This is a genomic window from Streptomyces zingiberis (assembly GCF_012034935.1).
Classification (GTDB): Bacteria; Actinomycetota; Actinomycetes; order Streptomycetales; family Streptomycetaceae; genus Streptomyces; species Streptomyces zingiberis.
Window position 1 is genome coordinate 1 of the sequence record NZ_JAATEN010000015.1, and the last position, 20,225, is coordinate 20,225.

At 73.6% G+C, this 20,225-nt stretch carries 14 protein-coding genes, 1 tRNA gene and 3 pseudogenes; 7 read left to right on the forward strand and 11 right to left on the reverse strand.

Annotation, left to right across the window (positions count from 1 at the left end; all coding sequences use genetic code 11):
• From HCK00_RS18485 to HCK00_RS18510, 6 genes and pseudogenes are all read left to right on the forward strand, one after another.
• On the forward strand, nt 1-1,081 hold a 1,081-nt coding region (locus HCK00_RS18485; protein WP_168103113.1), incomplete at its 5' end, for an RHS repeat-associated core domain-containing protein.
• 5 nt (nt 1,082-1,086) lie between these two features.
• On the forward strand, nt 1,087-1,440 hold the full coding sequence (locus tag HCK00_RS18490) for a hypothetical protein (protein ID WP_168103114.1): 354 nt from the start codon (nt 1,087-1,089) through the stop codon (nt 1,438-1,440).
• Nucleotides 1,441-1,529: 89 nt separating this feature from the next.
• Nucleotides 1,530-1,895: pseudogene (locus HCK00_RS18495) on the forward strand (Scr1 family TA system antitoxin-like transcriptional regulator); the annotation flags it as partial.
• 9 nt (nt 1,896-1,904) lie between these two features.
• Nucleotides 1,905-2,102: a DUF397 domain-containing protein gene (locus tag HCK00_RS18500; RefSeq protein ID WP_206320571.1), complete on the forward strand. Its 198-nt coding sequence runs from the start codon at nt 1,905-1,907 to the stop codon at nt 2,100-2,102.
• A 268-nt stretch (nt 2,103-2,370) separates the two neighbouring features.
• Nucleotides 2,371-2,826, forward strand: a pseudogene (locus HCK00_RS27760) (RHS repeat-associated core domain-containing protein); the annotation flags it as partial.
• Between the two features lie 364 nt (nt 2,827-3,190).
• Entirely contained in the window at nt 3,191-3,442 is a 252-nt protein-coding gene (locus tag HCK00_RS18510; protein WP_168103117.1) for a hypothetical protein, read from the forward strand.
• An 846-nt stretch (nt 3,443-4,288) separates the two neighbouring features.
• Here HCK00_RS18510 and HCK00_RS18515 read toward each other — a convergent pair.
• The 3 genes from HCK00_RS18515 to HCK00_RS18525 form a co-directional block, all read right to left on the reverse strand.
• Nucleotides 4,289-4,498: a DUF397 domain-containing protein gene (locus tag HCK00_RS18515; RefSeq protein WP_168103118.1), complete on the reverse strand. Its 210-nt coding sequence runs from the start codon at nt 4,496-4,498 to the stop codon at nt 4,289-4,291.
• Nucleotides 4,480-5,322, reverse strand: a complete 843-nt coding sequence (locus HCK00_RS18520) for a helix-turn-helix domain-containing protein (protein ID WP_168103119.1) — start codon at nt 5,320-5,322, stop codon at nt 4,480-4,482. Before HCK00_RS18520 ends, HCK00_RS18515 begins: the two co-directional genes overlap by 19 nt.
• 330 nt (nt 5,323-5,652) lie before the next feature.
• Nucleotides 5,653-7,587: a putative bifunctional diguanylate cyclase/phosphodiesterase gene (locus tag HCK00_RS18525; RefSeq protein ID WP_168103120.1), complete on the reverse strand. Its 1,935-nt coding sequence runs from the start codon at nt 7,585-7,587 to the stop codon at nt 5,653-5,655.
• A 698-nt stretch (nt 7,588-8,285) separates the two neighbouring features.
• On the opposite strand from HCK00_RS18525, the gene HCK00_RS18530 reads away from it, so the two are divergent.
• Nucleotides 8,286-9,482, forward strand: a complete 1,197-nt coding sequence (locus tag HCK00_RS18530; RefSeq protein WP_168103209.1) for a M6 family metalloprotease domain-containing protein — start codon at nt 8,286-8,288, stop codon at nt 9,480-9,482.
• A 286-nt stretch (nt 9,483-9,768) separates the two neighbouring features.
• Here the strand turns inward: HCK00_RS18530 and HCK00_RS18535 are convergent.
• The 8 genes and pseudogenes from HCK00_RS18535 to HCK00_RS18570 all read right to left on the reverse strand — a co-directional run bounded on the left by HCK00_RS18535 (nt 9,769) and on the right by HCK00_RS18570 (nt 20,034).
• Nucleotides 9,769-9,842: transfer RNA gene (locus tag HCK00_RS18535), tRNA-Lys, on the reverse strand.
• Between the two features lie 340 nt (nt 9,843-10,182).
• Nucleotides 10,183-11,094: a bifunctional DNA primase/polymerase gene (locus HCK00_RS28755; protein WP_168103121.1), complete on the reverse strand. Its 912-nt coding sequence runs from the start codon at nt 11,092-11,094 to the stop codon at nt 10,183-10,185.
• Nucleotides 11,095-11,295: 201 nt separating this feature from the next.
• A complete protein-coding gene (locus HCK00_RS18545; RefSeq protein WP_168103122.1) occupies nt 11,296-11,679 on the reverse strand; it encodes a DUF8844 domain-containing protein in 384 nt (127 codons plus the stop codon).
• A 242-nt stretch (nt 11,680-11,921) separates the two neighbouring features.
• The gene (locus HCK00_RS18550; protein ID WP_168103210.1) at nt 11,922-13,202 is read right to left on the reverse strand and encodes an AAA domain-containing protein; all 1,281 of its coding nucleotides are present in this window, start codon (nt 13,200-13,202) and stop codon (nt 11,922-11,924) included.
• 236 nt (nt 13,203-13,438) lie between these two features.
• Entirely contained in the window at nt 13,439-15,091 is a 1,653-nt protein-coding gene (locus HCK00_RS18555) for a hypothetical protein (RefSeq protein ID WP_240965677.1), read from the reverse strand.
• Nucleotides 15,082-16,668, reverse strand: coding sequence for a hypothetical protein (locus HCK00_RS18560; protein ID WP_375781979.1), 1,587 nt, complete (start codon nt 16,666-16,668; stop codon nt 15,082-15,084). Before HCK00_RS18560 ends, HCK00_RS18555 begins: the two co-directional genes overlap by 10 nt.
• 154 nt (nt 16,669-16,822) lie before the next feature.
• Nucleotides 16,823-17,857 (reverse strand): annotated as a pseudogene (locus tag HCK00_RS18565) (phosphatase PAP2 family protein); the annotation flags it as partial.
• A gap of 740 nt (nt 17,858-18,597) precedes the next feature.
• On the reverse strand, nt 18,598-20,034 hold the full coding sequence (locus tag HCK00_RS18570; protein WP_168103123.1) for an NsdA family TPR-like regulatory protein: 1,437 nt from the start codon (nt 20,032-20,034) through the stop codon (nt 18,598-18,600).
• Nucleotides 20,035-20,225: the final 191 nt, after the last annotated feature.

The window sequence follows — 20,225 nt, forward strand, 5'->3', positions numbered from 1 at the left end:
AGCCGGCCACATCCGCTACGAACACGACGCCCAGGGCCGCATCACTCTCCGCCAGAAGAAGCGCCCCTCACGCACCCCCGACACCTGGCACTACCACTGGGACGCCGAAGACCGCCTCACCGCCGTGGTCACCCCGGACGGGACCCACTGGCGCTACCGTTACGACCCCTTCGGCCGCCGCACCGCCAAACAACGCCTCACCCCCGACGGCACCACCGCCGAAGAAACCCTCTTCACCTGGGACGGCACCACCCTCGCCGAACAAACCACCACCTCCCCCGACCTCCCCCACCCCGTCACCCTCACCTGGGACCACGACGGCCTCCGCCCCATCGCCCAAACCGAACGCATTACCGCCGCCGGCGCACCCCAGCACGTCATCGACACCCGCTTCTTCGCCATCATCACCGACCTCGTCGGCACCCCCACCGAACTCGTCGACACCACCGGCGACATCGCCTGGCACACCCGCACCACCCTCTGGGGCACCACCACCTGGCCCCGCCACAGCACCACCTACACCCCCCTCCGCTTCCCCGGCCAATACCACGACCCCGAAACCGGCCTCCACCACAACTACTACCGCCACTACGACCCCGAAACCGCCCGCTACACCAGCATCGACCCCCTCGGCCTCACCCCAGCCCCCAACCCGGCAACGTACGTCCACAACCCGCATGTCGCAGTAGATCCAGAAGGGCTGGCGCCTAAATGTCTGAATGGATTGGGTGTACACGGCAAGGATGCCAATGGCAATTTTCTGGCGGGTACTGCTGAAGGCCAGAAGCTTGGCGACGACATTCGGGTACGCTCCGCCCAGTCCGTCTTCACTCCTGACGGTAGGTTGGCCGAGCAGGTTGTGGGTGAATCAGATTTGATTATCCCTGGACGGCTGCTGGATAACCCTCATGTCATCAGCCACCTGACAGTCGACGGAAGTTCAATGGCGGATTGGGGTAAGTACTCTACGCCTACCCATCAAAGTCCTTACGGGGATTTCCAGGTGCACTTCTATCATAATGTCAAAACAGGGGAAATTGCGTTCGACTCAGATTATAAATCGGTAATGAATCGAAGGTGAGTAAAATGATCGTCACGCTGAAACGGGAGCTTGCTGGATCGGATGTGAGCCACCCTTCATCCCTGCGACCCGGGGTGGAGTATCCCGTCTTGGAAGTTTATGCTGAAATGAATGGTGATAATTTCTTCCGGGTTGAGAGTGGCAGCGGAAATCCGGCAATGTTTGGATCCCGATTTTTTGAGGTTCAGAGTCGGCGCATGCCGGAATGTTGGATTCTTCGAATCATCGAACCCGGTAGTGTGCTCATCCAGCCTGCGGCCTGGTCTCGGCAGGGGTTCTGGGAGTCGTTCTTCGATGGTGAGCAGAATGCGCGCGATCTGTATGTGAGGTGGCGGGAAGAAGTGATTCTGGGTTCGTGACGGGGGATTTCGGTTGCCGATCTTGAGGTCAAGGTGTCGCGCGGTAGGGCAGTAGAAGGTCTCGTGATCCGGAAACGGTTAGAGAAAGGGACAGGCCGGCGCCGATGACCGCGATCCTGCACGAAGCCGCTCTCCGTATGGGATTCGGGGGTCCCGAGACGACGAAGGCGCAGCTCCTCCACCTTGTCGCCATGAGCGAGCGACCCGAACTCACTATTGTGGTGATGTCGTTCGGCGGGGGAGCCTTCCCGGGCTCGGGGCAGCCCATCGTGTACGCCTCGGGGGACGTTCCCCAACTCGATACCGTGCAACTCGACACGGATCACGGTGTCGAGTTCCTGGATGCGGAAGCGCAACTGTCGAGATATCGATCGGTGCTGGATCGGATGGAGTCCTGTGTTCTGCCGCCGCTCGAATCACGGAATTTCATTCACGGCTTGGCGAGTGATCTCTGAGAAGGGGTAATGGTGTCAGAACTTGAGTGGCAGAAGTCTTCTTACAGCGGGCAAGGTGCGAACTGCCTGTACTTCGCGGCTGCTTCCGACGGCACGGTACGCATCCGGGAGAGCGCGCAGCCCGGCGTCGTTCTAGCCGCGGCTCCGGAAGCGCTCCGAGAACTCATACGCGAGATCAAGGCGGGGGAGTACGACGATCTGACCTGATTCCCGTGAACCGGCCGGCTTCGGGGACCTGAAGCTTCCGCTTTGATCGTGGCCCCTGGAAGGTGGGGGACGGGGATGACTCTCCCGGTGCGGTGCGGTGCGGTGCGGTGCGGTGCGGTGCGGTGCGGTGCGGTGCGGTGCGGTGCGGTGCCGGGCCCAGGGACGGGGACGGCACCCGCCCGCACGTCGGCTTGACGGGCGTGGCGGTACCGGGCGATGGAACCGCCGACGCCCAGGGCCGCATCACCCTCCGCCAGAAGAAACGCCCCTCCCCCACCCCGTCACCCTCACCTGGGACCACGACGGCCTCCGCCCCATCACCCAAACCGAACGCATCACCACCGCCGACGCACCCCAGCACGTCATCGACACCCGCTTCTTCGCCATCATCACCGACCTCGTCGGCACCCCTACCGAACTCATCGACACCACCGGCGACATCGCCTGGCACACCCGCACCACCCTCTGGGGCACCACCACCTGGTCCACCGACAGCACGGCCTACACTCCTCTCCGCTTCCCCGGCCAGTACCACGACCTCGAAACCGGCCTCCACCACAACTACTTCCGCCACTACGACCCCGAAACCGCCCGCTACATCACTGTGGACCCACTGGGTATCGAGCCGGCGCCAAACCCGTGGTCCTACGTGGCGAACCCTCACATCTGGACCAACCGCCTCGGACTTGCGCCTGATTGCGCAGATTCATTCCCGATTTATCGGACGCCGAAGGCGAGGGACGCTGAATATGAACTGGCGCATGGGCCGAACCCGCTCAACCATCAAGCCGGTGTAGACATAGGGGGCGGTTTTAGATCTGACGGTTCGGTGTATTTTGGTGAACGGAGTGTGGCGGCTGAGTACATAAGTCCTACCGGGCGAAATTTTGCAACCGGAATGGTTCGTTATGACATGCATCCGAAATTCCTTGAAGAATTCACGGATCCTAGATACATGAAGGTGTACGACTGGGGTGGCCCAAGTGGAAATCCCAGGATGGAATTCGTCATCCCTGTGGATAAGCTGGATCGTATTTTCGAGTTGACGCTCGGGGGGAGTTGGATTCCGGGTGAGGGGAGAGGTTAGATTGCTTGACGTACATCAGGAGATCAATGTCGTGGTCACGGCAATCCTGCCGTTCGGGCTAAAAGTAGACATCGATGGCATGGGCGGGGTCATTGACCAGACAAAACATCCTTCATGGTGGGATGATGTGGAGCCTGCGGAAATTGGTGATCTCCTTCATGCGGTTGTTCTCGACCCTACGAGGTCGCCTCCGCGTTTGAGTGCCTTGCGCAAGGATATTGAGACGGCGCGCCGCCTCCGGTCTCAGGGGTAAATGGAATGAAAGGCGATTCAATCCCTCGATGAACGCTCCGATATTCCTTTTCCTGACGAATTTACAGAGACAGTCCGCGCGCGACTTGGCCCGACTCCAGCTCGGGGCCGAACGTCGAGGACGGCGTAGCGTTTGTTCTGGATCAGAAGGTTACGGGAGTGGGGACGAGATGTCCTCTGGTCCGCCCCGGCGCGGGTGAGTGATGTCCCTGGTGGCTGAATTATGATTTGTCGGGAGGCGAAGTCTCGTGTTTGTGATGCCCGTCTCCAAAGAGGTCGTGGAGTTCCTTGAGGGGATCATCGAGGTGATGGCGGGGAATATTGGCCTGTCATACTCCGAGGCTGTGGCACGTATCAATGGGAAGTGGCTGACGTAGCAATTGATGGGTCAGTCGATCTCATCGAGCGCGAACTTCCTGAGTATTGGGCTCACCGGATCTGCTACGGCAATGCTCCCTCCGGGAAACCAGAGGCGGACCGTGTGCGATGGAAGCTCCTTCCGGCTCCACCCTCAGGCTCGTATTATTGGACGGTTTGATTCAAGAGGACAGGATTTCTGGGGGTGTTGTGTACCTGGTACGGGATACGTCAAAGGGAACCGAGTTCGGGTTGGGAGGAGTCGAGGGTGCAGATGGACTGGACCAGCGTGCTGCTGAACCCGGAAGGTATTCATCGCGTCTACTCGCAACCTGGGGAGGGAGACGCAGCTTCCTGAGTCCGATCCGCGGGGTGAGAGGTCACCCCTGCTTCGGGGCGCGTTCGAGAGTGGTCACCATGACGGCTCCGTGCAGCCTGTTCGGGCCGGAGGCACGGAGCCGTCGTGGTTGGGCAAGCTCTTTGGGTCTGGTCAGGCGTGTAGGTGGCCCTGCTTGACGGCGGCTATGAACGCAGACCAGTGGTCGGACGGGAAGGTGATCACCGGGCCGTGCGCGTGCTTGCTGTCTCGTACGGGAACGGCGCCGGTGAGGTCGTCGGAGACCTCGACGCACGCGCCGCCGTCCTGGTTGCTGTATGTGCTCTTGCGCCATGAGGCGGCGCTCAGGTCGTTGATCCGCACGGCACTTCCTCCAGCTTCCGCAGGATGAACTTCCGCGACTCGGCTGGAGACAGCGCCAGGTCGCGCACTGAATCGTACGCCTTCTGGAGGCGCACAACCGGCGCGGTTTCCTCGATGAGTTCACCCCGGTACCCGTTCTCGGTGTAGGCCACGGTCCGGCCGTCCGGAAGCAGCAGGTACCACAGGTCGAAGCCCAGCAGCGCGTGCAGCCCCGCGCTGTTCGGCAGCACGTGGACCGTCACGTTGTCGCGGTCCGCCAGCGCTGAGAGGTGCTCCAACTGTGCCGACCACGCGGCTCTTTCCCGGAGCGGTGTGAGGAGTGTGGCCTCGGAGAGGATGGTCCTGAAGGGTGGGGAATCCTCCTGGACCAGCAACTCCTTACGTCCCATCCGGGCGTTGACCTGCTGGTCCAGCTCATCGCCCTTGAGGCCGCCCGCTGCCAGGACCTCCCGTGCGTACTCCGGGGTCTGGAGGAGTCCTGGCAGGACGCTCGCCGCGAAGTGCCACAGGCTGACGGCCTCCGCCTCAAGTTTCATGTAGCGGCGGTACTGCTCGCGGAACTGGGTGTGGTCCGCGCGGGCCAGTTCCCAGAGAGCGAGGAGCATTCCGGGGGTGCCGTAGTAGTGGTCCAGGGCCTGGACGACCTCGGGGCTGCCGAGCGTCTCCCCCTTCTCCATTTTGCCGAACAGGCTGTGGTCCCAGCCGAGGCGTTCCCCGAGCTGGCGGAGCGTAGCGCCCTTGCGGGCGCGCAACTGCCGTAGCTCCTCGGCGAACCGGTGGCGCGGTTCGCGGCTGCGGCTCGTCGCGAGGCGTCGTTGCGGCAAGGTGGCTCCCCTCCGGCGCCCGGGGCCGGCGCCGCCGGTCGCCCCGGGGGCCCTGCGTTCCCGTGCTGATGCCGGGGCCGGGGACGTCGTGCCTGCTCGGCCCGGCGTTCCGCGCCACACCCGGCGGTCGATCTGTGATGGATCGACTGCACACCGTAATGCAGGTGGTGCGGGCGCGTCGGCGGAATCGTGAAGGTGGTGACCGGCCCTGGACCGGGCGGTACGCGAGCTGGCAGTTCCGCCTGCGGTGCGACGGTCCGTCAGGCCCCCCGGCGCCCCCGCCGGACGCCGCCCCGCCTCCCCGCCGGACGCCGCCCCGCCGCCCCGCCGTCACCCGTCCAGCAGTGACGACACCCGTTCCGGGTGCAGGGGGCGGGCGTAGTACCAGCCCTGGCCCGTGTCGCAGCCGATGCGGCGCAGCCGCTCCGCCTGGTCGGCGCTCTCGACGCACTCGGCCGTGACGGTCAGGCCCAGCCGGTGGGCCAGCCCGACCAGGGCCTCCACGATGGTGGCGTCCGCCGGGTTGGCCTGGGCGCGGTCCCGGAACCCCCGCACGAATTCCCCGTCCAGCTTGAGGACGGAGGCCGGGAGCCGGCTCAGATAGGCGAGGTTGGAGTAGCCGGTGCCGAAGTCGTCGATGGCGATGGACACCCCCATCTCGCTGAGCGCCTGAAGTGCCTGGAGCGGGCGGCCGGCGGAGCCCATGACCGCCGACTCCGTCAGCTCCAGCTGGAGCAGGCGCGGCGGCAGCCCCGTCTCGGCGAGGATGGCGGCGACGTCCGCGACGAGGTCGGAGTCCCACATCTGGCGCACGGCCACGTTGACGCTGACGAAGATCGGCGCGTGCGGGCGCTGCAACTGCCAGAGCCGGGCCTGGCGGCAGGCGCTGCGCAGCACCCAGCGGCCCAGCTCGACGATGGTGCCTTCCTCCTCGGCCAGTGTGATGAACCGATTCGGCCCGAGGGTGCCGAACTGCGGGTGCCGCCAGCGCACCAGCGCCTCGACGCCCTCCAGCACCCCGCCGTCCAGACTCACCAGCGGCTGGTACTCCAGGGTGAACTCGCCCCGTTCGATGGCCGGCCGCAGGGTGCTGGCGAGCGCCTGGCGGTTGATGCGGTCGGCGTTGCGTTCGGGGTCGAAGAGCGTCCAGCGGGACTTGCCGTCGGCCTTGGCCCAGTAGAGCGTGGTGTCGGCGGCCTGCATCAGCGCGGTGGCGGTCGTCCCGGCGGCGGCGCGCTCCACCACCCCGATGGAGGCCGACAGCGACAGCCGCTGCCCCGCCAGGTCGAACGGCTGCCGCAGCGCGTGGAGCATCGCCTCGGCCAGCTCGGAGAGCTGCTCCGTGCCGGTGGAGTCCTCGACGAGGACGGCGAACTCGTCCCCGCCCAGGCGCGCGACGAGATGCGCGCCGCGCCGGCCGTATCCGGCGCGGTCCGTGCAGAACGCCAGGCGCTGGCCGACGGCGTGCAGCAGCCGGTCGCCGACGCGGTGCCCGAGGGTGTCGTTGACGGCCCGGAAACCGTCCAGGTCCAGGTAGCACAGGCCGATCCGGCCGGTGCCGGCCGACGGCTCCGCCGGGTCCAGGACGGCGGCCAGCCGTTCGAAGAAGTGGGCGCGGTTGGGCAGCCGGGTCACCGGGTCGTGCATCCGCAGCTTGCGCAGGCGCGCCTGGAGGCCGCGGCGGTCGCTGATGTCCGCCACCGACAGCAGTGCCCGGGGCCGGCCGCCGTCCGCCGCCCCGCTTTCCGGCAGCGGGTCGACGGTGACCTCCGCCCAGAGCGGCTGCCCGTCCTGCTGCTTGAGCCGGCGCGTGCACCGCAGCCGCCCGCCCCGGCCGGTGAGCACGTCCCGGTACGCGGCCCAGGTGCGGGCGTCGTGGCCGAGGTTCAGCAGATCGGCGGCGGGTTCGGTGGCGAGCCGGGCGGGATCGGCGCCGAGCAGCGCGCCCAGGGCGGGGTTGGCGGTGACCACCGCGCCGTCGTCGTCGAGCACGGCCATGCCCAGGCGGGCGGCGTTGAAGGCGGCGCGGTAGTCACTCTGTTCGGCCGGGGTCGCGGTGCGGGGCGCCCCGGGGGCGGCGGGCGCGCCGGGGGTGGCGTCCGGGGGGAGGGGGCCCGGGGTGGGGGAGGAGTCAGGGGCGGGGGAGGCCGCCGCCCCGGCGGGCGTCTCCCCCGCGGAGCGCGCTCCGGCCGGGAGGGCGCCGGGGGAGGTTCCCGGCGGCGTCTCCGCAGGCGCCTCCCCGGACGGCCCGAGGGGTGGCCCCACCGACGGCCCGGCGGACGGCTCCCCGGACGGCTCCCCGGGCGCATCCGGGGACGGGGGCGGGGGCGCGGGGAAGCCGGCCGGGAGCGTCCGGTCGGCCGGGCCGGACGGGTCGGCCGCGCCGGGCGCGGGCGCGGCCGGTGGTGCCGGGGGCCGCGCGGCCCGGGCCCCCCGCGAGCGACGGTAGACACGGCTACGTTCCGTGAACGTCGGCAGGGTGAGTCCCGGCGCCGTACCTGGCCTCTTGGGTGATCCGCTCACCGTTCACTCCCGCGGGGGGCTCGTCTGGAGGGTCGCGGAAACCGCCTGCCCGGGCGGGCCGCCGGCCGCCGGACGCAGGGGATCCGCGCTGGAAATGTGGCGATCATAGAGGTTGGTGGCGACTCCTTCCATCGAACGGCCCAGGGATGCCCAGGGAGATAGGTACGGATGGGTGACGGCCCGATCGTTTCTGCGCCCGGGCGCCGGGCCAGGGCGCGTGCGCCCCCCAGGTGTGACGTTGAGTTACGTATAGGCATACCGGTTCCCTCACCCGTGCGGAGCAAGGAAACAGGCTGCGTACGTCAATATCCCCGCAAGGTGGACAGGTGTCCTGTCCCACGTCCGGGGAGGCCGACGTGCTGCACTGGCTGACGTCCGGGGGGACGGGGGATCGGCCGCGCCGGTCGCGCCCACGGCTCCGCAGGGCGGCGGCGGGCGCGATGTCGTTCACGGCCGTGCTGGCCACCTCGCTCGTCGCCGGCCCCGCCACGGCCCACGCGCTCGCGGACGCCTGCGCCCTGACGCGCAGCGCGGTTCACCACTCCGAGGGGCTGAGCAGCTGGAACGGCACCTATCCCCGCCCGCACGGCGAACTCCGGGCGGTGATGGCGTTCCTCTCCTTCCCGGACGCGGAACCGCTCGACACCCCGGACGAACTGGTGGCCGACCACTTCCCCGACACCACGGAGTACTTCACGCGCGCCTCGTACGGGAAGTTCCGCCTCCGCGTGGACCCGGTGAAGCGCTGGCTGGAGATGCCCGCCGACTCCACCACCTACGGGATAGGGCGGGACTGGGACACCGCGCTGCGCGCCGCCTACCTCAGCGACGCCGTCGGGCTCGTCGACCGGGTGGTGGACTTCTCCCGCTACGACATCGTCTATCTCGTCGCCGACCCCAACGCCCCCGGCGTGGACTCCGACGCGACCAAGGTCGTCAACTTCGACCAGCCGATGCGGGTGGACGGCACCGACCTGCACCGGATCGTCACCGTGTTCGAGCAGCGTCCCCCGGACCGCAGCGTTCTCGCCCATGAGACCGGACACGTCTTCGACCTGCCGGACCTCTACCACCGCCCGCGGAGCGGCACGGGCGACTGGGACACCCACGTCGGCGACTGGGACCTCATGGGAAGCCAGTTCGGACTCGCCCCGGAACTCTTCGGCTGGCACAAGTGGAAACTCGGCTGGCTGGACCGGGGTGAGATCGACTGTGTGCGAGAGCCGGGCCGCAGCGCGCACCTGCTGGTCCCCGTCTCCGCGCCGGCCGGGCGGAACGCGCCGGCCGGGCCGCGGCTGATCGTGGTCCGCACCGGGCTGACCCGCGCGCTCGCCGTCGAGGCGCGCGCCGCGACCGGCAACGACGCGGCGACCTGCACGGAGGGCGTACTGGTCTACCGGGTGCACAGCGAGACGCCCTCCGCCGAGGGGCCGGTCGAGGTGCTGGACGGGCACCCGCGCTCCGGGGCCTGCTGGGAGGCGTCCGTCTACCCCGAGCTCGCGGACGCGCCGCTGGGCGTGGGGGAACGGCTGCGGGACCCGGAGAGCGGGGTGAGTGTCGAGGTGCTCGGCACGGACACCAGTGGCCGCTGGACGGTGCGGGTGGAGGTGGAGCCGGAACCGTCGAGGGTGCTGTGAGGCGTGCGGGCCGCGCGGGGCGTGCGGGCCGGGCGGGGCGGGGAGTGTGCGGGGCGGGGAGTGTGCGGGGCCGGACGCCGGAGCCCGGTCCCGGCGGGCGTGGGGGTGGATTCGAGCGGGTGGCCCCGGCCCCGAGGCGTCGTGCGGGGACGGATCCGGAGACGGATTCCGGGGAGGGCCGGGGGAGAGGGGAGCGGGCCGGGGCCGGGGGAGAGCCGGGCCCGGAATGACGAAAGGCTTTCCCGCCGGAACGGAAAAGCCTTGGTCAACGGTATCGAACCGTGAGTACGCCGCCAGGGACTCGAACCCCGGACCCGCTGATTAAGAGTCAGCTGCTCTAACCAACTGAGCTAGCGGCGCCCGATGGGAAAAACCCTAGCACCCACCTCCGGGTGGACGAAAATCGGCCGTCCGGACCCCTGCCGCACCCGTTCGTACGCCTGCCGCGCCCCGTCGCGCCTGTCCGCGCCCGCGGGCGGGCCGGTCGCGCTCCGTCCGGTGGTGGACCCGTCCGGCCCGATCCGGGGTGGACGGCCGGAGCCGGCGGCTGCCCGGCCGGTGATCACGCCCGCGGCCCGCGACACGTCCGCCCGGTGCCGTCCAGGGAGAAGCCCGGGGAACTCCTGTTCTGCCGGTGCGAAGGCCGGAGTACGTCATCGCCTGGCCGGAGACCGGGAGCAGCACGCCCCGGGGGTGAGGTTCAGCGCCGCCTGCTGCCCGTCCCGGCGAGCAGTGGGCCGGCCGGACCCCGCCCCGGGCCACCCGTCCCGTCCGGTCCGCGCCGGCCCGCGCCGGCCAGGACCGCGCGGGCGCAGGCCCAGTGCAGTGCCTCGTCCCCCGGCAGCCAGGGGGTCCGCACGTCGGGGGCGACCAGCCAGCGCGTGGGGGCCGGGCGGGTGGGGTCGGCCGGGGGAGCCAGGGAGGGAGGGGTCTCCTCCCGGGCGGCCGGACCGTCGGGGGACGCGCCCGCCCCGCCGGTGGTGACCGCCGTGCCCGGGGCCCCGGCTGTTGCCGTCGCTCCGGTGTGCGTCTCCGCCGCCGCGGGTGCCGGTGGCGGGGGCTCCGCCCCGCCGTCCGTCCGTGCCGCCCCGTCCGTACCCGCATCGATGCCGGTCGTGCCGGTCGTGCCGGTCGTGCCGGAAGCCTCCCGGGCCGGCGGGCCCGGTGGGGGGACGGTCACCATGTCGCCCCGGCCGTGGCAGAGCAGCGGCGGGACCAGGTCCGCCCACTCCTCCGCGGCGAGCCGGGCGGGCAGCCGCCGGGCCGTGCCGGGCGCGGTGAAGAGCAGCAGCCGGCCCCGGTGCACCGCCACGGGCCCGGTGCCCGGGCCCTCGCTCCACAGCCGGTCCAGCATCCGCCGCCCGAACACGCCCGGCGCGCTGACCACGTCGAACGCCGTTCCGCACGGGAGGTGGACCGGCGCCCCGGGCCGGGCCGACCAGTGCGCGAGCACCCGCTGCGGGGCCTCGGCGGCGGAGGCCAGCCAGGCCGCCCCGGCGGCGTTGGCCCGCGCCGGGAGGAGGGACGGGTCCTCGGCCGCGGGCGCCCGGAACAGGGCGAAGCTGCTCGGTCCTTCGGAGTGCTGCCACGCGCGCGGCTGCCAGTCGCTCATGAGGTCCATGTCTATCGCTCCGGGGCCGCCATTTCCGGTCCTTGCCGGAATTTTGCGGGCGGGAGCGGAACCTGAGGGTCACGGGCCGCCGCGGACGGGACGCCGCGCGGGGCCGATCCGGGGCTGCGCGGGGCCGTTCCGGGGCAGTGCCGGGCTGTTCCGGAGCCGCGCGGGGCGGGGCCGAGCCGGCGTCGGCCCCGCTCAGCCCGCCGTGGGCCCGTGGCCGCGGAGCAGCTCGCGGCCGAACTCGATCATGCGCCGGGTGTAGTCCTCCGACCACCCGGCGCGCTCGGCGACGGCCGCCTCCGGCAGCCGGTCGAACCGCCGGGGATCGGCGAGCTGCGCCGCGGCGATCGCCTGGAACTCCGTCGCCCGGTCGGCCGCCGCGCGGAAGGCCAGGGCCAGCTCCGTGGAGCGGCTGAGGAGCTGCCGCGGGTCCTCCATCGACTCCAGGTCGAAGAAGTGCTCGGGGTCGGCGGCCGCGCCCGGGGGCTCGAAGAGCAGCGCCGCGGGCCGCCGGTGGCGCGGCGCCCGGCCGCCCTCGCGGTCGTCGCGGTGATCGGGAGCCGAATGCGGCTCGGTCATGAAGGTGCCTCCCGGCTGTCGGATCGCTCGGTGTCGGGGCGGGGTGCCGGCGATTCCACACAAGGCCCCACTTCCGCACACCGCCTTCCATTGTCCAGGGACGCGCAAGGGGGCCCGCGGCGCCCGTCGCCACCCCGTTCTCCGGCCCTGCCCGCGCCCCGGGGGCCCGTCCGCGTCCGGCCGGCCGAATCACCCCGGGCCCGTGCGTGACGGCCCAGGGGCGCCCGGCCCGCCTCCCGGCGTCATACCTCCCAGGTCACCCGGTGGCGGCCGAGGTGGGTCAGCACCGCGTGGTTGGCCTCCCAGCCGTCGGGGAACTTCACGGTGACGCCGAGCTGGACCGGTTCGGTGGACGGGTGCCCGTCCAGCAGCTCCGTCACGCCTGCCCGGCACACCACCACACAGGCATGGCGGTGGCGGGAGGCCAGCACGCACAGGCGGCCGGTCTCCAGGTGGAACGCCGTGGCGTCGGGCCGCCCGGAGAGCGGGTGCAGCACCACGGTCACGTCGAACTCGCGGCCCTGGAGCCGGTTGGCCGTGTCCACCGCCACGCCCTCCACGCCCAGCGCGGCGAGCGCCTCACGCACCGCCGCGGCCTGGTCGCGGTGCGCGGTGCCGACGGCGATCCGGCGGGCGGTGAGCGGCGCGCCCTCCTGCCGTTCGTCGGCCGTCACCCCGCCGCGGTCCAGCAGCCGCCGCACGACGAGGGCGAGCGCCGCCACCGCCTCCGGGTCGGTGCGGGGGGTGTGGCGCGCGGGCAGCTCCAGCAGGCCCCAGCCGGCGGCCGCCGCCTCGTCCAGCACCCGGTCCACCGGCGAGCCGTCCGCCGGGGCCGTGAACGACAGCCGGCGGTCCCCGGGGCCGGTGCCGCTGCGGAACGGGGTGTAGGGGTAGAACGCCTCGGACACCAGCGGCGCCGCCGAGGCGGGCAGCCGCCAGGACACCGGCAGCCGGTGCTGCGGCAGGTCCGGGTGGTGCGCGAGCAGGGTGGAGACGGCGCTCGCCGACGGGTCGTAGCTCAGCCCCGCCCACTGCTCGGCGCCGACCACGGCGAACGGGTCGAGCTGCCCCGGATCTCCGACGAACAGCGCGCGTTCGAAGAGACCGGCGACGGCCAGCAGCGCGTCCGAGCGCATCTGGTACGCCTCGTCCACGATGGCGTGCGGCCAGGGCTCGGTGTTCCGGACGTGCGCCCACTTGGCGGCCGTCGAGAGCACGACGGCCGACTCCGCCAGCTCGGCGATCTTCGCGGACTTGCGGACGGAGGGATGCCCGTCGAGCACCGGGTCGTACGGGGAGGGGTCGCTGCTGTGCAGCCGGCCGACCGGGAGTTCGGGGTCGGCCGTCGCCAGCCGGTCGACGAGGTCGTCCACCTGGGCGTTGGTCTGTGCGACGACCATCAGCCGGTGCCCCGCCGCCGCCAGTTCGCGGGCGGCCCGGACGACCAGGGTGGACTTGCCCGCGCCGGGCGGGGAGTCCACGACCACGCCGCGGTGCGGTCCGTGCAGCGTGTCGTGGAGGATCGCCGCCGTGGCGCGCGCCGCCTCCGCGCCCGGGTCGAAGGCGCGGGGCGGAGGCGGCGGCGCGGCGGGATCGCCGGGGCCGCGCGGGCCCGGGGCGCCGGGCGCCGCCGTGCCGGATGTCGCTGTGCCGGACGTCGCGGCACCGGGCGCCGCCGTGTGGGGCGCGGGCGGGACGGCCGAGGCCGGCGGGACCGGCGGGACCGGCGGGATCGGGGACGTGGAGGAGGGCGCGCCGGTCACAGGAAGTCCTCGGGGGTCGTCGGGTCCGGGCCGGTGTCGAGGACGACGGGGCGCGGGGCCGGGGCCGGCGGGGCGGCGCTGCCCGTGCCGTCGTCGAGGACCGGGGGGCCGCCGTGGGTCCACGGTGTCCGTTCCGGGTCGGGCAGCTCGGGGCCGCCGCGCGGCGCGTGCTCGAAGAGCGTCCAGCAGATGTGGTCGCCCGGCTCCGGTACCGATCCCTCGGCGGGCACCTTGCCCCGGCCCATCCCGCCGGTCAGCCGGACGGTGACGCCCTCCGGTCCCCGCGCCACGCACTGCCCGGGCTGCGAGCGGCCGTCCGGCAGGACGCGGTGCACCACCGTCCCCTCCGCCAGATGCGGCAGGTCGTCCGTCACCACCGTGACCAGCGGCCGGGGCATGGGGCGCGGGCCGTCCGAGACGGCGGGCTCCACGGCCGTCACCTCTCCGGCGAACGCCTCACCCGCCAGCCGCCGCTCGGCCATCACCAGCGGGTCGTCCAGCGCCTCCTGGGCGTCCAGCCGGGCCTGCGCCGTCTCGCGGGTGGCCAGTTTCTGCGCGGCCGTCACCGCGTCGTCCCGCTTGGGCTGCGGGGGCTCGCCGGCCCGGACGCGGTCCCGGTGCGAGGTGTAGGACCAGCGGTCCCGCTTCCAGCGCTCGGCCACGTGCGCGCCGGGCGGCAGTGCGCGGAGCAGGTCCACGCCTCGCCACACGGCGTCCCAGACGGGGCGGAGCTGGCTCTCGACGAGCGCGCGGACCTCCTCCCCGGCGGCCGTCACGTCCTGCCACGCGGCGTCGAGCCGCCGGCCGGTGTGCCCGGCCTCCTCGGCGTGCGCGGCGGCGGCGCGCGCCCGGTCGTAGCGGGCCATCGCCGGGGCCAGCCGGCGGTTGTCGAACGCCGGGTCGGTCGCGGGTCCGGCGGGCGGGCAGACCAGCAGGCCGTCCTCGTCGCGCTCCAGTTCGGCACGGAGCGCGGCTTCGGCGCCGGTCAGCCCCGCGGGCGGGTCGATCCAGCCGAGCAGCGCGCCGAGATGCTGGTCCTCGGCGCCGCTCTGGCCCGTCGTCCAGTGCCGCGTCAGCAGGCCCGTCATCGGCAGCAGCAGGGACGAGCCGGGCACCCGGGCGCGTTCCCCGTAGTGCGTCAGCCAGCGGCCGAGCAGCGGCACCCCCGGCGGGGCCGGACGCGGCGCCTCCGGGTCCTGCTCCGCGGTGCGCCGGAACCGCATCGAACGGCCGAGGAGCTGGACGAACGCGACCCCCGCCCCGCTGGGGACGAGGAGCTGCGGCGCGTCGGCGCAGAGCTCGGCCTGGACCGTCACCTTCCTGCCGCTCTCCGGGTCGGTCTCCCGGCGCTCCTCCGTCTCCACGGCGTCGGCGTAGCCGTCGAGATACGGCAGCAGGACCTCCGCCAGCTCGGCCAGGAACGCCGAGCGCAGCTCGCGGTCGCGCGGCTGGGGGACGACCAGCAGCCGGGGCGCGGCGCGGTCGGTGCCGGCGAGGGCGCCGAGCGGGGCGCCCGCCTCACCGGCCGTGGTCAGCGGCACGAACACCAGGGGCCGGCCGGAGAGGTGACGGTGCAGCACCGTGGCCCCGGGCCGGGCGTGCCCGCTGTCGGCCGCCTCCAGCCGGGCGAGGGTGGTGATCAGCGACATCCGGCCCCTCCCGCCGTACCGGCCGTCGCCAGGGCCTCCGCGCGCAGCGCCGCCGCCCGGCGGAGCGCGGCCACCGCCGGGTCGGACGGATCGCCGGTCTCCCCGCGGGCGGCGCCGAGCGCGCCCGCCACGGTGGTCAGCCCGCCCAGCTCGCCGCGCGCGCCGCGGCCCAGCGCCTCCACCGCCCCGCTGCCGCGCGCCTGGGACCGGCAGTGGAAGGCCAGTTCGCAGGCGGCCAGGCAGTCCGGGGCGTAGGCCGGGGGGACCGTGTCGACGGCGGCGGCCAGCTCCCCGGCCGGACGGGTCGGCGTGCGGCCGTCGTCGGTGAGGCGCAGATCGAAGGTGGTGTCCTCCGGCAGGGCGGCGGCGATCTCCTCCAGCCGGGTCATCCGTTCCAGCTGGCGCCGGGTGACGGCCAGTTGCTTGCGGATGTCGACGGGCTCGGCGGTGGGGAGGTTGGAGAAGTCGCGCGGGCAGACGAGCAGCACGGTGGAGCGCACCCGCGCCCCGGCCTCCGGGCCGGCGGGCGCGGGAGCGTCCGGGGGGACGGGCGCGGCGGCCCCGGCCGGGCCGTGCTCCCGCGCCGGGTCCTGCGCCTGCGCCGGGCGGTGCTGCTCCGCCTCCGCCGGGGCCTGCGCCTGCCCCGGGTCCTGCGCCTCCGCGGGGTCCTGCTCCTGCGCCGGGTGCTGTGCCTCCGCCGACCGCGGGGCCACCGGCCCCCCGGCGGCCGGTGCCGGATTCCGGGTGGCCGGCGCGGCGGTCCCGGCGTCCCCCTCCACTGGTCCCACCGGTCCCACCGGCCCCGCATCCGGAGCCGGCCCCGGTGCGGCGGTCGTGGCTGCTTCCGCCGTGGCCGCCTCTGCCGTCACCGCTTCCGCCATGGCGGCCGAGGCCGCGTCCCGGAGCGCCAGGACGTACACCGCCGCCTGCCGCGCGGCGGCGCCGACCTTCGCGGCATCCGCCGAACCGTCCAGCACGGGGAAGGACTTGACCTCCACCACCGTGCACACCCCGTCCGGGTGGACCACCACGGCGTCCGGCTCCAGGAAGACCGGCGAGCCCGCCACCTCCAGCCGCACCATCGGATGGAACATCAGCGTCCACGCCCCGGCGGCGAAGGCCTCGGCGAGCGCGGCCCGGGTGCGCGCCGCCCGCCCTTCGGGGCCGGGGGCCGCGAGGTCCGGCACCCGCACCTCGCCCGGCTCCGGCGGTTCCCCGCCGCCGAGCCGCCCGTGCACGAGCCGGATCAGCTCCGCGCCGCCGTCGGCCCGGATCCGCGCCTCGAAGGCGTTGCCCCGGACGAAGGCGAACTCCGACCGGCCGAACGGCGCCGGGGCGCCCAGCGCGCGGGCGAGCGCCGTCTTGTCCACCCCGGCGCCGTCCAGCAGCGCCCGTCTGCGGCAGCCGGGGTTGGCCGCCAGGGCGGCCAGGGCGCGGGCGTCCAGCGGGCGGGGCGTGGTGCCCGGCCCGCGCAGCTCAGCGAGGCGCTGCCGGAGCGCCGCCACGGGCCGGGGCGCGGGGGTCCGCGCCGCCGTCGGCTCGGGCGTCGGGTCCGGGCTGGGGAGGGAACCGTTCACCCGCCGAAGTCTCGCATCCCCCACGGACAGCCGGGCGGGCCCCCGCCCGGTGCGCCCTCCCGCCCGCCGGACGGGCTGCCCCGCGGGCCGAGGGGGCGGCGGGCCCGGGAGCGGGCTCGTACAGGGCAGGCGCGGTGGGGGTCGATCGCGCCGGTTCGGCCGGTCCCGTCGCTCCTGTTGCTCCGGTCGTACCCGTCCTCCTCGCCGTCGGCGCCGTCCCCGTCGTCCCCGCCGGTCCCGGCGTGCGGGCCTGCCCCGCGCTCGCCGCCGTGGGGCTGCCCGCCCTGCTGCCCGGTGCCGGGCCGTTCGCACCGACGGCCGCGGGGCGGTTCATGCCGCCGCCGGCCGAACCGTCCGCCGGGCGCCCCGACGAACCGTTTCCCCCGTCCTCCGCCCGCCGCCCGGCGAGACGTTCACGCAACCGGTCGGCCAGGCGCAGTGCAGGCCGGGTGGCGAGCAGCCCCAGGCCCATCACCGCCGCGCCGGCCACCGCGTCCAGGAAGTAGTGGTTCGCCGTGCCCATCACCACCAGGGTCGTGAGCAGCGGATAGGCGACCGCCGCGGCCCGGGTCCACCGGCCGCGGGCCGTCCGCCAGATCACCAGACCGCACCAGAGCGCCCAGCCGACGTGCAGACTCGGCATCGCCGCGTACTGGTTCGTCAGCCCGCCCAGGCCGCGCGGGGCGCTCGCCTCCCCGCCCCACCAGCCGTACGCCGCGTACTGCGCCATGGAGTCGGTGAAGCCGTGCGCCGCGGCCAGCAGCCGCGGCGGGCAGGTCGGCAGGAGGCTGAAGCCCACCAGCCCGGTCAGTGTGGACAGCATCAGCCAGGTGCGGGCGGCCCGGTAATGCCCCGGGCGGCGCCGCCACAGCCAGATGAGCACCGCCGGGGTGACGAGGTAGTGCAGCGTCGCGTAGAAGAAGGCGGCGGGCACCCCCAGTGCGGGGGACGCGGTGAACCAGGCGTTCAGCGGGCGTTCCCAGGCGAGACCGAGCCCGTCCTCGGCCCGGAGGAGGGCCAGCCCGTGGTCGACGGCCGTCCCGGTGTCGCCGCGTACCACCAACCGCCCCGCCGAGTACGCCAGGTACACCAGCGCGATCAGCGGCAGCTCCGCCCACCGGCGCGGGGCCGGGCGCCCCGCTCCCGGCGGCCCCCACCGTCCCGGTCCCGGCGCGGGCCGGGACGGTATGCCCGCCGGGGCGGCAGGCACGGTGCTCTCCACTCTCTCCGCTCTCTCCACGCGGACGATCCCCCGTTCCGTCGGGCCGCCCGGAGGTGGCCGCGCGGCACACGGCGATCGGTCCGCGCACCGGCCCTCCGGGCGACCCGCGGACGCGGAGTTCACCCGGATTCCAGCCCCCCGTCAGGGCCTTGACGGGCGGAGAGACGCGGGGGCGGGGGCCGGGGTTGATCGGGGCCCGCCCCCGGCGCGGTACCGCGACTCGGACCCCGGGCGTACCGGAGACGCGCGCCGTCACCCGCCGAACCACCGCCGCCGCCCCTGAGGCCGCCGTCGCAGGGGCCCGGTGGGGCGCGGAGGGCACGATCCGGCCGGGGGGCCGGCGGCAACCGGATCCCGGTCGGTGGTCCTCCGGGCCCGCCGTCTGGCGCGGGGGTACCGGACCGGACGGAAGCCGGGTCACCGGAAGCAGGGAACGGGGCCCGGTGACGAGGTCCGGAGCCGGTCACGGGGCGTCGGTGAGCGATGGCGGCCGACCGTCTCCCGGTCCCGTCCCCCGGCCCCGTTCCCGGCCCGTCCCCCGGCCCCGTCACCCCGGTCCCCGCGCCGGGGGCGGCCGTTGCCGCCTGGCCCGTGCCGTCGGCTGCCCCGGGGCGGCACGGGCCACGGCGTCACCGGCCGGATCGGCGCACCGCGGCATCAACCCGCCCGGATCAGCCCCTCCGCACAGCTCACGCTGCCCGGACCGCTCACGAACCGCGCAGCGCCAGGAAGCCGGCCACCGGGGCCGAGTGGCGGTGCGGGGCCAGGGCGCGGGCCGTCCCGTCGAGCATCGCGCGGATCCGGGCCGACCGCACCTGGGCCAGGAGCGCGAGCACGTCCCGGCCGGTCTCGGCGGCCTCCTCGAACTCCCCGGCCCGCGCGAGGTCCCCGGCGAGCTGGGCGGCGAACAGCGCCCGGTTCCGCACGAAGTGGGAACCCTGGAGCCGGACCGCCTGCCGGGCGTGGTCCGCCGCCCGCCGCCAGTCGCCCAGGGCCGACCAGCACTGCGCCTCCAGGCCCTCCAGTTCGGCCTCGCCGAAGAAGGACATCCACTCCGGGTCGTCGTCCGCCGGCCCGCGGGCGAAGAGGGCGCGGGCGCGCAGCAGCGCCTGCGCGCAGCCCGCGTGGTCCCGGAGCCCCGCGAGCCCGCCGGCCTCGCGCAGCGCCAGCAGCGAGCGCAGCCGGTGGGAGGAGAGCCGCCGCGCCGCCTGCTGTGCGGCCTGCGCGGCCCGGACGGCCTCCCGGGGCCGGTCCGCGTCCCGGGCCAGGAACGCGGTGTTGCAGAAGGCGTGGGCCTCCAGCGCCGGGTCCCCGGCGACGCGGGCCGTGGCCAGCGCCTCCGCGTAGTGCGAGCGGGCGTCCTCCAGCCGGCCGGAGTCGTGGGCCAGCCAGCCCACGGAGAGGGCGAGTTCACCGGCGCCCACCTGGAGCCGGTCGGTCACGGACCGGCGGGTGGCCCCGGCGTCGAGGAGGGCGTAGGCGGTGCGCAGTTCCCGGCCGGCGCGCCGGTAGAGGTCGTCGCCGCCGTGCCGGTCGTCGTGGAGGCGGATCGTCCGGACGGCGGCCTCGACGGCCTCGGCGTCGGACGCGCCCGCCCGGCGGGGGGAGGCGGCGGCGTCCGCCGGGGTCAGGGCGGCGAACGCCACGGCGGCGGTGGAGCCGGTCATGAAGGCGCGGCGCAGCACGTCGCTCTCCTCGGGGGTCTCACAGGACGGTCGGGGGACGGCGGCGGGGACGGGCGCCCCGGGCGCGACGGTGAACAGCTCGGGAAACGGTGGGGGAGGCGCGCCGGCGCCGTGGGCCCGCGCGTCCGGGGGCGCTCCGGGAACCGGGCCGCGGCCCCCGCGGCCGCGTACCGAGGCGCGCGGCTGGAAGCCCAGGTCCTCCAGCGACCGTCCCGGGAACATGTGCCGGAACACGCGTTCGTAGGCGTAGTTGGGGCACCGGATCTCACCGGACTCCACCCGTCCGACGTACCGGGCGTCGCACGACACCTGCTCGCCGATCTCCCGGGCGGCGCGGCGCACCGCCGCCGCGAACTCCGCGGGCGACCGGGAGCCGCGCACCTCGCGGAAGGCGGTGTTCGGCCGTGGTGCCGCACGCCCGCCGGGGGACGGGGACGCGGCGGGGGGCGTCGGTGCCATGCCACTCCTCCTCCTGGGTGCCGGCCCCGGGCGGGGCGGGGGGTTCGCACGAGCCGCGCGGCGGTGCGCCGGAGGCGCCGCCGATGGCAGCAGACCGTACTCGTTGTAGCGGAGTTGTTACACGGAGTTTGATGACAAACCGGATATCCCGCCTCTGATCCGCCATGAACCGCCATCCTTTCCGGGGGTCT

Excerpts from the sequence above, each read along its gene's own strand:
- HCK00_RS18490 (WP_168103114.1), top strand. The coding sequence starts at position 1,087 with ATGATCGTCACGCTGAAACGGGAGCTTGCTGGATCGGATGTGAGCCAC.
- HCK00_RS18500 (WP_206320571.1), top strand. The coding sequence starts at position 1,905 with ATGGTGTCAGAACTTGAGTGGCAGAAGTCTTCTTACAGCGGGCAAGGT.
- HCK00_RS18530 (WP_168103209.1), top strand. The coding sequence starts at position 8,286 with ATGTCGTTCACGGCCGTGCTGGCCACCTCGCTCGTCGCCGGCCCCGCC.
- HCK00_RS28755 (WP_168103121.1), bottom strand. The coding sequence starts at position 11,094 with ATGAGCGACTGGCAGCCGCGCGCGTGGCAGCACTCCGAAGGACCGAGC.
- HCK00_RS18545 (WP_168103122.1), bottom strand. The coding sequence starts at position 11,679 with ATGACCGAGCCGCATTCGGCTCCCGATCACCGCGACGACCGCGAGGGC.
- HCK00_RS18555 (WP_240965677.1), bottom strand. The coding sequence starts at position 15,091 with ATGTCGCTGATCACCACCCTCGCCCGGCTGGAGGCGGCCGACAGCGGG.
- HCK00_RS18570 (WP_168103123.1), bottom strand. The coding sequence starts at position 20,034 with ATGGCACCGACGCCCCCCGCCGCGTCCCCGTCCCCCGGCGGGCGTGCG.